Genomic DNA, 11815 nt, shown 5'->3' on the forward strand with positions numbered 1-11815 from the left:
ATGACCTACCGAGTGCTGATCACCGATCATCCCGCGGCCACCGTCGAGGTCGAGCGTGCGGTGTTCGACGCGGCCGGGGTCGAGATGGTGGTGGCGGAGTCCACTGATCCGGCATCGCTGGCGGCTCTGGCCGCGGATGTCGACGCCATCGCGACCTGTTTCGCGAAGGTTCCCGCAGCGGTGCTCGACAACGCGCCGCGCTGCCGGGCCGTGGCGCGGTTCGGAGTGGGAGTCGACAACATCGATGTGGCGCGGGCCGGTGAACTGGGCATGGTGGTGACGAATGTGCCGGTGTACTGCGTGGACGAGGTCGCCGATCACACGTTGATGCTGCTGCTGGCATTGGCGCGGCGGCTGGTGCCGTTCGCTGCCGACACCGCGGCGGGCCGCTGGAATCGCAGTTTCGCCCCGGTGCCGGTCCGGTTGCGTGGCAAGACCTTCGGCATCGTCGGTGTGGGTGCGATCGGGTCGGCTCTGATTCCCCGGGTCGCGGCGCTGGGGATGGAGGTGATGGCACTGAGTCGCCACGGCGGCGAGGTCGAGGGTGCCACCGCGGTGGGTTCTCTCGACGAACTGCTCACTGCTGCTGATGTCGTTTCGCTGCATCTGCCGTTGAACTCGTCCACGCAACATTTGATAGGCGCGCGTGAGCTTGCGCTCATGAAGCCCACAGCGCTGCTGCTCAACACCTCGCGCGGTGGCCTGGTGGACACCGCCGCGTTGACCGCGGCGCTCTCGGAAGGGCGATTGGGCGGTGCGGGTCTCGATGTCACCGAACCCGAACCGCTGCCGTCGGATCACCCGTTGCGGACGATGGCCAACGCCGTGCTCACCCCGCACTACGCGTTCAGTTCCGACGGGTCGACGGCCGATCTGTCGCGTACCGCGGCCCAGCACGTCCTCGACGTGCTCGCCGGTCGCCGACCGGAATCGATCGTCAACCCGGAGGTTCTCACTTCCCCGGCGCTGCGCACCCCGGAGCTGGCGCGATGAGCACCGAGTACGCCGACCTGACCGATACGGTCACCGCGCATCTGCGCGCCCGGGGTCTCGCCGGCCCCGAGGCCGGTCTGACCGTGCGCACGCTTACCGGCGGCGTCTCGAACGATGTCGTCGCGGTCACCGGTGACGGTGTCGATGCCGTGGTCAAACGAGCCCTGAGCCGGCTGCGGGTCCAGCAGGAGTGGGAAGCCGATGTGGGCAGGCTGACCACCGAGGGCCGCGCGCTGCGCCTCGCCGCGACGATCGCGCCGGAATCGGTGCCGCCCGTGCTGGATCTGTCCGACGGATTCCTCGTCATCGGCCGGGCCCCCGACCACTGGCACACCTGGAAATCCGACCTGATGGCCGGTGCGATCGATGTGCATGTCGCCGCCCGGCTAGGCGAGTTCCTGGCGAAACTGCAACGCGGCACTGCCGGCCGGGTCGACCGGCTGCGGGAAGAGTTCGGGTCGCGGACCGCGTTCGAGCAATTACGGGTCGATCCGTTTCACCGGCAGATCCGCGGCCGGTACCCCGAGCTCGCACCGCAGATCGATCGGACGATCGCGGTCATGGCGGAAACCACCGAATGCCTGGTGCACGGTGACTACTCGCCGAAGAACATGCTCGTCGGTGATTCCGACGCCGAGCTGTGGGTCATCGACTGGGAAGTCGCCCACCTGGGCGACCCGGCCTTCGATCCGGCCTGGATCGTCGGACACCTGCTACTCAAGAGTATCCGCCGGCCCGACTACGGCCACCGTTACCGTGCGGCGGCGGCGACCTTTCTCGATGCCTGGAATTGCGCCGATCCGGAGTCGATGGCCCAGCTGATCCGCCAAACCGGCTGCCTGGTGCTGGCCCGCGTGGACGGGCGCAGCCCGGTCGACTACCTCGACGAACCCGGACAGGTGGCCGCGCGCTCGCTCGGCCGCCGGTTGCTCGGCGATCCCCCTCATTCACTACCGGACGCTTGGAGGCTCCTCGCATGACCGACACCGCTATCCGCGAGATCACCGCCTGGGAAGGACTCGACTCACGCGGCAAACCCACCGTCGGATGCGAGGTGCTGCTCGCCGACGGTGCGCGCGGGCAGGCCTACGTCCCCTCCGGGGCCTCCACCGGTCGCCACGAAGCACGCGAGCTCCGCGACGGCGGCACCCGCTACTCCGGGCAGGGCGTGCAGCGTGCCGTAGCGAACGCCACCACGATCCTCGCCGAGGCCGTGCGGGGCCTCGATGCCCTCGACCGCGGCGCGGTCGATACCGCGCTGCGGGCCGCCGACGGCACCCCGGACCTGGGCAAGGCCGGCGCCAATGCCGTGCTGGCGGTATCGGTCGCGACCGCGCTGGCCGCCGCCGACGCCCAGCGCATCCCGCTCTACCGGCTGGTCGCGGCAGCGGAAAGCGATCCGCTGCTGCCGCTGCCCATGGTCAACATCATCTCCGGCGGCGCCCATGCCGGCCGCTCGATCGATGTGCAGGACTTCCTCGCCGTCCCGGTCGGGGCGCAGTCCTTTTCCGAGGCCATCGAATACAGCGCCCGGGTCCGCCAGGGCACCGCCGACGTGCTGGCCGAGCGCGGTCATTCAGTCGCGCTGATCGCCGATGAAGGCGGGCTCGGGCCCGTACTGCCGACCAACCGGGCCGCGCTGGACATGGTGGTCGCCGGAATCGAACGCGCCGGATTGCTACCCGGCGCGGATATCGGGATCGCGGTCGATATCGCCGCCACCCAATTCCTCACACAAGACGGGCACTACGTGCTGGCCGCCGAGGGGGACCGCCGGCTCAGCGCGGCCGAACTGGTCGACGAGCTCGCCGACTGGTGCGCGCAGTATCCGATCGTCTCCCTGGAAGACGCACTCGGCGAAGACGACTGGGAAGGCTGGGCGCGGGCCACCGAACGACTCGGCCACCGGCAACTGCTCGGTGACGACTTCTTCGTCACCGACGCCGAACGGCTGCGTCGCGGCATCCGGGACAAGGTCGCCAACGCTGTGCTGGTCAAACCGAATCAGACCGGCACCCTCTCCGACGCCCACACAGTGGTCCGGCTGGCGCAGGACAACGGCTACCGCACCGTCCTCTCCGCGCGGTCCGGGGAAACCGAGGATGCGTGGCTCGCCGATCTGGCACTGGGCTGGCGGACCGGCCAGATCAAGGTCGGCTCCACCATGCGCTCCGAACGCACCGCGAAATGGAATCGGCTGTTGCACATCGAAGCCCAACTCGGCGATGAGATCGAATACGCAGGCGCCGCCGCCATCGCAGCCCCGGCCGAGGATCGGAGCATCGCGTGAACAGGGTTGTCGAGAGCTATGGGCTGGGGACCTTCGCCGACGGTGAGCGGACCTTTGCCGGAGTCGTCGCGGGTGACCGGGTGGTCGAGATCGTGCCGGAGCAGTTGGGGTCCGGGGTGGTCACCACCGCGGATATCCTCGATGCCTGGGATACGGTGCGCACCGCACTACCCGATATCGCCGCGCGCGCGGCGACCGAGGGTAAACCGCTGGCGCAGCTGCGTATTCTGCCCCCGGTTCAACCCCGTCACATCTTCCAGGCGGGAGCGAACTACCGCAGCCATGTCGCCGAGATCATCGTCTCCGGCAAAGCCGCCGACGACACCCGCACCGATGAAGAGCTCGAGGCCGCGGCCGCGGCGATGATGGACGAGCGAGCCCGTACGGGCAGCCCGTTCTTCTTCACCGGCCTGGCCTCGGCGATGTGCGGCGCCGACGACGATGTGCTGCTCGTTCCCGAATCCACCCAGACCGACTGGGAGGCCGAACTCGCCGTCGTCATCGGGGCGGTCGCCGACAACGTCGCGCGTGAGAACGCCCTCGACTTCGTCGCCGGCTACACCGTCGCCAACGATGTCAGCGCCCGCGACCTGCAATTCCCCGCCGAACACCGGCCACTCGGCGGGGACTGGCTGCGTGCGAAGAACCGGCCCACGTTCTTGCCCGTGGGACCGTTCGTGATCCCGGCCGACAACCTCGGCGACTACCGCGACCTCGACATCGAGTTCCGGCTCAACGGCGAACGCATGCAACACGACCGGGCCGCCAACATGCTCTTCGACGTGCCGACACTCGTCGCCCGAGCCTCCGCGATCACTCCCTTGCTGCCCGGCGACCTGATCCTCACCGGAAGTCCGGCAGGCAACGGCGGAAAGTGGCAACGCTGGCTGGCGCCCGGCGACGTGATGGAGGCATCCATCAGCGGAATCGGGACCCTCCGCAACATCTGCCGGGCAGCACCGGGAAAGAAGGCCACAGCATGACCTCCGACTTCACTACGGACACCTCGCCGGTCTTCGACCCGGAGAATCCGGCCGCCACTATCGAGGCAATGGCCCACCGGTGCAGCAACTGGGGCCGCTGGGGCGAGGACGACGTCCACGGCACGCTCAACTTCCTCGACGAGGGCGCGCGGGTCCGGGCAGCCCAGCTCGTCACCACCGGCCGGACCTTCTCGCTGGCACAGCCTTTCAACGCCGAAGGCCCGCAGAAAGGCTGGCGGCGGCGGACCAACCCCGTCCACACCATGACCGACACCGGACTGGACGCCGAATTCGGTGACCAGGGCTTCCCCTTCGGGTTCGGCGGGGCCGACGATGTGATCGCCATGCCGCTGCAGTGCTCGACGCAATGGGACGGGCTCGGCCATATCTTCGACCACGGCCGCGCCTGGAACGGCCGGCGTGCCGGGGGAGTCGTCACCTCCGAAGGCGACCAGGTCACCGGTATCGAAACCGCCGCCGACCGCATCGTGGGCCGCGCCGTACTCCTCGACGCCGGCCGCGCACTCGCCGGTGAACTCGGTCTCGAACATCCCGAACTGCCCGACGGGTTCGCGCTCACCCCAGAGTTGCTCGATCGGATCATCGACCAGCAAGGCGTCTCGGCCCAGGTCGGCCACGGTGACATCCTGCTCGTCCGCACCGGCCAGTACAGCCGGGCACGCCGTGAAGGCTGGGGCGACTACGCCGGCGGCGCCGCGCCCGGACTGTCGTTCCGCTCCGCGCCGTGGCTGCACGAGCGGGAGATCGCGGCGATCGCCACCGACACCTGGGGCTTCGAGGTGCGGCCCACCGAGCTGAACGGCGCCTTCCAGCCACTGCACCAGATCGTCATCCCCCATATGGGTCTCTATATCGGGGAGATGTGGAATCTCGACGACCTCGCCGAATACTGCGCCCGCACCGGCCGATACGAGGCGTTCCTCGTCGCCGCGCCGCTCCCGGTCACCGGCGCGGTCGGGTCACCGGTCAATCCCGTCGCCGTCGTGTGACAACGAAGACACGCTAGAAAGGCACCCGCCCATGCCCTCAACGAAGAAGGTAGGAATCATCGGCGCCGGTATCGCCGGACTGTCGGCCGGTATCCTGCTGGCCGACCGCGGTATCGATGTCGAGATCCTCGAACGCGCCGACGGCCCCCGAACAGTCGGTTCCGGAATCACCCTGCAAGGCAATGCCTTACGTATCCTGCGCCAACTCGGCGTCTGGGACCGGATCGAGGCGCGGGGATACTCCTTCGACACCGTCGGCCTGCGCGCCCCCGACCCCGAAGCCACCGTCCTGGTCGTCATGAACGACGTGCGGACCGGTGGGGACGACCTACCGGCGACCGTGGGAATGCACCGGCCCGAACTCGCCGCGATCCTGCGCGACCGGCTCGACGCGGCCGGCGGCCTGATCCTGTACGGCGCCGATGTCGTGGGCATCGACTCGTCCGCGGACACCGCGACCGCGGTCACGGCGTCCGGTGATCGCAGATCCTACGATCTACTGATCGCCGCCGACGGCATCAACTCACCGACCCGGGGCCTGCTCGGCATCGATATCACTCCTCGCCCCACCGGCGTCGGTGCCTGGCGCGTGGTGGTCCCGCGTCCTGCGGATGTCGTGCGCACCGACCTGATCTACGGCGGACCGCACCACCTCGCCGGATATTGCCCCACCGGCGACGATTCGATCTACGCCTACATCGTCGAGGACGCCCAGGTCCGCGACAGCGCGCAGGGTCCGCTGATCGTCAAGGAACTCGCGGCCGGCTACGGCGGACCGTGGAAACAGATCGCCGAGTCGATCGACGAGAGGACCCCGGCCAACTACACCTGGTTCACCACCCATGTCGTCGACGGCCCCTGGCATCGCGACCGGGTAGTCCTGATCGGCGACGCCATCCACAACTGCCCGCCGACGATTGCCCAGGGGGCGGCCATGGCGCTGGAAGATGCCGCGGTTCTCGTCGAGGAACTGTGCGCCTGCGACGCGCCGCTCGACGCGGTGTTCACCCGCTTCCGGGAACGCCGGTTCGAACGAGCCAAGACCGTGGTCGAATCCTCCACCCAGCTGGTGCAGTGGATGGTCGACGGCCACCGCGGCGACGTAGCCGAAGTCATCCAGCGGGTCGCCCACATGGTGAAGGAACCGGCATGACGAGCCCCATCGTCGACGTGCACGCACACGCCCTGCTGCCCGCCGTCGAAGCCTACGTCGCCGAACTCGACCCTGAGGGTCTCGCCGCCGCCAAAGACCTCGATGCCCGCCGCAATGGATCCGAATCTCTTGCCGAATCGGGGCGCATGATCGGGCAACGATGGCAACTCCTGACCGACCTGCCCACCCGCCTGGCCGCGATGGACGCCGCCCAGGTCGACGTCCAGTTGGTATCCCCGTCGCCGTCCCACTACTACCCGTTCCTCGGGCCGGACGACGCGCTCGACGTCGCCCAGCGAGTGAACGCGGCCATCGGTGAGCTGGTCGGCCGAGCCCCCGACCGGCTCCTGGGACTGGGTGTCGCGCCGCTACAGCATCCGGGACAGCTGGTTCCCGCCCTCGACGACGCTCTCGGCCGCGGATTACGGGGCGTGGAGATCGGATCCTTCGGTGCCTCCGCTACCGGCGGACAGGCCGGCACCGTGGAACTGTCCGATCCGGCACTGAACCCGTTCTGGGCGGCCGCCGAGAAGGCGGGCGCCGTCGTGTTCCTGCATCCGTTCGGGTGCTCACTCGACGAACGACTCGACCGGTTCTACCTGGCCAACACCGTGTCGCAACCTGCCGAGAACGCGGTAGCACTGTCCCACTTGATCTTCGGCGGAGTCCTCGACCGCCATCCAGGTCTGCGCGTGGTCGCCGCACACGGCGGCGGGTACCTTCCGACAGCCATCGGGCGTTCCGACCACGCTTGGCGGGTCCGGTCCGAAGCCCGCGGGTGTCAGCATCCGCCGTCGAGCTACCTGCGGCGGCTCTGGTTCGACTCGCTCACCCACGACAGCGGACAGCTCGCGGAGCTGATCCGGGTGGCCGGGCATACGCGTGTGCTGCTCGGTTCGGATTTTCCCTTCGATATGGGAACCGACGACCCCGTCGGCGCGGTGCGCGCCGCGGGACTACCCGATGAGGTCGTACGGGCCGTACTGTCCGGTAACGCCGCAGCACTGATACCGGACATCGGAGACCGGGAGGAGCTGGTCACGTAGGGTTTCGAAGCGACAGGACACGCGGGATCGCGGCGGAGGAGTGCCGGTGAAGGAAGTCGATCTGAACCTGCTGCCGCATCTGCACGCGCTGCTCGAACTGCGCAATGTCTCCCGGGCCGCCGAACGCGTGCACCTGAGCCAGTCTGCGATGAGCGCGGCACTGGCCCGGCTACGCCGGCATTTCGACGACGAACTCCTGGTCCGCGCCGGACGGGAGTACACCTTGACCGCGTTCGCGCGCAGTCTCGCCCCTGCCGTCCAGGAGGCCTTGGCGCGGGTACAGGACGCGATGCAGATGCGGTCGGAGTTCGATCCCGCGGACACCGACCGCACCTTCGTCCTCGCCGCCTCCGATTACGCGACCACGGTCGTGGTCCGGCCGTTGCGCGGCCTGATCACCCGGCAGGCACCCCACGTGTCGGTGGAAATCGTCCCCACCGCAGGCATCGACCTCGGCCTCGAGGCATTCGGCCAGGTGGACATCCTCGTAGGCCCGATGGGATTCGATTTCGGTGGCAGCTACCGGCAGTTGTTCCGCGACGAGTTCGTCGCCGTCATGGACAGCGGCAACCCATTGCTCGAGCGCGCCGAACTGACCCTCGCCGATCTCGCCGCCGTGCCACACGCCGCCGGCGAATTCGGCCCCGGCGTGACGACACCACCCATGCAGTTCCTCGCCGACGCCGGTGTCACACCCGTTGTAGCCGCCCGGGTATCGGGCTGGCAGATCCTGCCGTTCCTCGTCGAAGACACCGACCTCGTGGCACTGGTCCCGCGCCTGCTGGCCACCCGCTTGGCCACCGGACTGTCGGTGACTGTCGTGGAATTCGTTGCTGAGCTGGAGATACCGGTCGTGGAGGCCATGTTCTGGCATCCCCTGCACACCACCGACCCCGCCAATACCTGGCTCCGGGAGTCGATCCAGCAGGTCTGCCGCGAAATCCGCGACGAAGACACCGGACCGATTCATCCGGTCCGGATCGGGCTGCCGAAGTGACCGGTAGCCGGACAATGGTTCGGAGATGACGGTGAGCGCGCGTGCGCTGACCTGGCCGACGTGTTGGCCGGTACGGTCCGGAGAACGGATGAGACTCCGCGTCGACCAGGCGCCGACGGCAGTCCTCGACGCGGCGTCGAATTATCAGCGCGCCGAGTTTCGCCGTCGGTGGTCCATGATCTGGGTAGGTGTGCCGGCCGAGGCGGAAGGGCAGGTTTCATGGCTCGTGTGCATACGGGCGAATCGGCGCCGGCCCGGGCAGTGCGAATCGTGGAGTCGTTCGGAGTGGGCGATTCGACCTTGACCGTCTCGGAGATCGCCCGGCGGTCCGGCCTGCACGTCGCGACCGCTTCGCGGCTGATCGAAGAATTGGTCGGCTGCGGCTGGCTGGAGCGCGAGAACCGGCAGGTGCGGATCGGGGTCCGGTTGTGGGAGGTGGCCTCGCGGGCATCGGCGGCTGTCGGGTTGCGCGAGGCCGCTATGCCCTTCCTGGAGGACCTGCACGCTGTGGTGGGTCAGCACACCCAGCTCGCGGTCCTCGAAGGTGACGAGGTGTTGTTCATCGAGCGGCTCACCGCCCACGGCGCGGCCGTCAACTATTCGCGGATCGCCGGCCGGTTACCGTTGCACGCCTCATCGTCGGGGCTGGTCCTGCTCGCCTACGGACCGGTCGAATTGCAGGAACGGGTGCTGACCCGGCCCATGAAGGTGTACACGGACAAGACCATCCGGACCGCGCGCCGGCTTCGGTCCGCACTGGCCGAGGTCCGTCGGCAGGGCTACGCCTTCTGTCCCGGTCACATCTACCCGGAAACCACCGGAATCGCGGTACCGATCCACAACGCGCAGGGCACCGTGATCGCGGCGGCGGCACTGATCGTTCCCAACGACGCCGCCGCCTACGTGCAGATCCCGGCATTGCAGGCCGCCGCCCGCGGAATCTCCCGGGTTATCGCATCTCATATTCCACCTGCACAGTGATCGGGCACACAGTTTTTCTCTCAACTATCAAGAATGATCTGGAGCCGGGGTAGCCGGTCGAACGATCCTCGATGTGAAGACGAGATCGAGGAGTTCAGATGGCTCAGAGTTGTGCCGCCTCCGGGACACCGGCGGGCTCGGCGTTGCGTGTCGCCGCGAAAGAGACTGTGGCCGAGGGCGTTGTGGCGCTGACGCTGCGCCACCCCGACGATCGGAGACTGCCGGATTGGGCGCCGGGAGCGCATATCGACCTCATGTTGCCCTCCGGTGTGACGCGCCAGTATTCGCTGTGCGGGGACCGCTGGGATGCCTACAGCTATCGTGTCGGCATCCTGCGGGAGCGGGACGGCCGGGGCGGCTCCGCCTATATCCATGACGAACTCGCGGTCGGCGACATTGTGGGTGTGGGTGGCCCGCGCAACAATTTCTCCTTGGCGCCGGCACCGGAATACCTGTTCGTCGCCGGCGGTATCGGGATCACGCCACTGATTCCGATGATCGTGCAGGCGCAGCTCATGGGCATCCCCTGGCGACTGCTCTACGGCGGGCGAACCCGCTCGTCGATGGCCTTCCTCGACGAACTCGCAGGCTATGGCGACCGGGTGCGGGTGACACCACAGGACGAATACGGGCTACTCGACTTACCGGCCCCGCTGGCCGCCGCGGCCGCTTCCGACGCGAAAGTGTATGCCTGCGGCCCTGAACCGTTGCTGCGTGCGGTCGACACCTGTTGCGCAGATTGGCCTGCCGGAAAACTACGGACCGAACGGTTCGTGCCGAAGCAACAGGGTGCGCCGGCCCGCACCACCCCATTCGTCGTAGAACTCGCCCGCACCGGACTGACCGTGACAGTCACCCCGGACACCAGCGTTCTCGAAACCGTCGCCCGGGCCGGGGTGAATGTCCTTTCGTCCTGCCGCGAAGGCACCTGCGGCACCTGCGAGACCACTGTCCTGTCCGGAGCGCCCGATCACCGCGACTCGATCCTCGACGACGACGCCCGGTCGGCGGGGGAATGCATGTTCATCTGCGTATCCCGCGCCTGTTCCGACCGCCTGGTCCTCGACCTCTGATCCGCTCCGCCAGCGAAGGACCTTCTGTGACCACATTCGCCTCCTCCCATGTGCCTGTGAGCCATGTGGACCCGTTCGGCCTCGACATCCTCGAGAATCCGTTGCCGTTCCAAGCCGATCTGCGTGACGCGGGCCCGGTGGTCTATCTCGACCGCTACGACGTATTCGCGATGGGCCGCTACGAACAGGTGCATGCCGCGCTGACCGACTGGCAGGGATTCCAGTCTGCCGCCGGTGTCGGGTTGAGCAACTTCCGGTACGAAAAGCCCTGGCGGCCACCGAGCCTGTTGCTCGAGGCCGATCCGCCGTACCACGACGCGCCACGGGCGGTGCTGAGCAAGATCCTCGGCCCGCGAGCGCTGCAGAAACTGCGCGCCTCCTGGCTGGCGGATGCCGAGGCCCTCGTAGACCAGGTCCTCGAAGCGGGCACCGAGTTCGACGCGGTCACCCGGTTGGCGGCGGCGTTCCCCCTGCGGGTCTTTCCCGATGCCGTGGGAATTCACGAGACGGGGCGGGAGAACCTGCTGCCGTACGGCGACCATCTGTTCAACGCTTTCGGCCCGGTCAACAGCCTCGTCGAGAAGGGAGCTCCGCGGGTCGCGGAGTTGTCGGCGTGGGTGAACGCGCAGTGCACCCGTGAGGCATTATCCGAAGAAGGGTTCGGTGCGCAGATCTGGGCGGCCGCCGACCGCGGGGACATCACCTACGAACAGGCGCCGCTGATCGTTCGGTCCTTGCTTTCGGCTGGAGTGGACACCACCGTCAACGGCCTCGCCGCGGTTCTATACGCCTTCGCCGGCCACCCGGACCAGTGGGAGCGCCTGCGAGCGAATCCGATGCTCGCCCGCACCGCATTCGACGAGGCGGTGCGCTGGGAATCACCGGTACAGACCTTCTTCCGCACTACTACACGCGATATCGAAGTCGGCGGCGTACTCATCCCGGACGGCCGCAAGATCCTGATGTTCCTCGGCGCGGCCAACCGCGACCCGCGTCGCTGGGAAAACCCGGACACCTTCGACGTGCACCGCGATCCTTCCGGGCACGTCGGGTTCGGCATGGGGATCCACCAATGCGTCGGACAGCACGTCGCCCGGCTCGAATCCGAAGCATTGCTGACAGCACTTGTCACGCGGGTGGAAACTGTCGAACCGGCCGGCCCGGCGCAACGGCATCTCAACAACACCCTGCGGTCGTGGAAATCGGTTCCGGTTCGAGTGATATCGAACTGAACGCCGATGCCAATGGTGTCGGCCATCCACCGCCGTGGGGGTTTGTCCCTGACGCCG

11 protein-coding genes are annotated in these 11815 nt (G+C 67.9%); all 11 read left to right on the forward strand.

Translation table 11 applies throughout. The annotated features are described in order from the left end of the window. The 11 genes from ABZ827_RS19300 to ABZ827_RS19350 all read left to right on the forward strand — a co-directional run bounded on the left by ABZ827_RS19300 (position 1) and on the right by ABZ827_RS19350 (position 11758). Positions 1-993, forward strand: a complete 993-nt coding sequence (locus ABZ827_RS19300) for a C-terminal binding protein (RefSeq protein WP_357238293.1) — start codon at positions 1-3, stop codon at positions 991-993. Next, positions 990-1973: an aminoglycoside phosphotransferase family protein gene (locus tag ABZ827_RS19305; RefSeq protein WP_357238295.1), complete on the forward strand. Its 984-nt coding sequence runs from the start codon at positions 990-992 to the stop codon at positions 1971-1973. Before ABZ827_RS19300 ends, ABZ827_RS19305 begins: the two co-directional genes overlap by 4 nt. Further along, positions 1970-3283 (forward strand): phosphopyruvate hydratase, encoded by a 1314-nt coding sequence (gene eno, locus ABZ827_RS19310; RefSeq protein WP_357238297.1) that lies wholly within the window; start codon positions 1970-1972, stop codon positions 3281-3283. The genes ABZ827_RS19305 and eno overlap by 4 nt, the downstream gene beginning before the upstream one ends. Next, complete coding sequence (locus ABZ827_RS19315; RefSeq protein ID WP_357238299.1) at positions 3280-4266, forward strand: fumarylacetoacetate hydrolase family protein; 987 nt, start codon at positions 3280-3282, stop codon at positions 4264-4266. Before eno ends, ABZ827_RS19315 begins: the two co-directional genes overlap by 4 nt. Beyond that, positions 4263-5276 carry a cyclase family protein gene (locus ABZ827_RS19320; protein WP_357238301.1) on the forward strand — a complete coding sequence of 338 codons (1014 nt, stop codon included), beginning with the start codon at positions 4263-4265 and terminating at the stop codon, positions 5274-5276. Before ABZ827_RS19315 ends, ABZ827_RS19320 begins: the two co-directional genes overlap by 4 nt. A 31-nt stretch (positions 5277-5307) precedes the next feature. After that, positions 5308-6429 carry an FAD-dependent monooxygenase gene (locus ABZ827_RS19325; protein ID WP_357238303.1) on the forward strand — a complete coding sequence of 374 codons (1122 nt, stop codon included), beginning with the start codon at positions 5308-5310 and terminating at the stop codon, positions 6427-6429. Continuing rightward, the gene (locus tag ABZ827_RS19330) at positions 6426-7475 is read left to right on the forward strand and encodes an amidohydrolase family protein (RefSeq protein WP_357238305.1); all 1050 of its coding nucleotides are present in this window, start codon (positions 6426-6428) and stop codon (positions 7473-7475) included. The genes ABZ827_RS19325 and ABZ827_RS19330 overlap by 4 nt, the downstream gene beginning before the upstream one ends. 46 nt (positions 7476-7521) lie before the next feature. Continuing rightward, positions 7522-8472 (forward strand): LysR family transcriptional regulator, encoded by a 951-nt coding sequence (locus tag ABZ827_RS19335; RefSeq protein WP_357238307.1) that lies wholly within the window; start codon positions 7522-7524, stop codon positions 8470-8472. A gap of 219 nt (positions 8473-8691) precedes the next feature. Beyond that, positions 8692-9453: an IclR family transcriptional regulator gene (locus ABZ827_RS19340; RefSeq protein ID WP_357238309.1), complete on the forward strand. Its 762-nt coding sequence runs from the start codon at positions 8692-8694 to the stop codon at positions 9451-9453. A 98-nt stretch (positions 9454-9551) separates the two neighbouring features. After that, entirely contained in the window at positions 9552-10526 is a 975-nt protein-coding gene (locus tag ABZ827_RS19345) for a PDR/VanB family oxidoreductase (protein ID WP_357238311.1), read from the forward strand. Positions 10527-10552: 26 nt separating this feature from the next. Then, positions 10553-11758 (forward strand): cytochrome P450, encoded by a 1206-nt coding sequence (locus tag ABZ827_RS19350; RefSeq protein WP_357238313.1) that lies wholly within the window; start codon positions 10553-10555, stop codon positions 11756-11758. Positions 11759-11815 lie beyond the last annotated feature (57 nt).

It is taken from the genome of Nocardia sp. NPDC019395 (assembly GCF_040632335.1).
In the GTDB taxonomy this organism is placed as follows: Bacteria; Actinomycetota; Actinomycetes; order Mycobacteriales; family Mycobacteriaceae; genus Nocardia.

What these genes read in the sequence shown, in the direction of transcription:
- ABZ827_RS19340 (WP_357238309.1), top strand. Translation starts at nt 8,692, where the DNA reads ATGGCTCGTGTGCATACGGGCGAATCGGCGCCGGCCCGGGCAGTGCGA.
- ABZ827_RS19320 (WP_357238301.1), top strand. Translation starts at nt 4,263, where the DNA reads ATGACCTCCGACTTCACTACGGACACCTCGCCGGTCTTCGACCCGGAG.
- ABZ827_RS19345 (WP_357238311.1), top strand. Translation starts at nt 9,552, where the DNA reads ATGGCTCAGAGTTGTGCCGCCTCCGGGACACCGGCGGGCTCGGCGTTG.
- ABZ827_RS19325 (WP_357238303.1), top strand. Translation starts at nt 5,308, where the DNA reads ATGCCCTCAACGAAGAAGGTAGGAATCATCGGCGCCGGTATCGCCGGA.
- ABZ827_RS19300 (WP_357238293.1), top strand. Translation starts at nt 1, where the DNA reads ATGACCTACCGAGTGCTGATCACCGATCATCCCGCGGCCACCGTCGAG.
- eno (WP_357238297.1), top strand. Translation starts at nt 1,970, where the DNA reads ATGACCGACACCGCTATCCGCGAGATCACCGCCTGGGAAGGACTCGAC.
- ABZ827_RS19330 (WP_357238305.1), top strand. Translation starts at nt 6,426, where the DNA reads ATGACGAGCCCCATCGTCGACGTGCACGCACACGCCCTGCTGCCCGCC.
- ABZ827_RS19305 (WP_357238295.1), top strand. Translation starts at nt 990, where the DNA reads ATGAGCACCGAGTACGCCGACCTGACCGATACGGTCACCGCGCATCTG.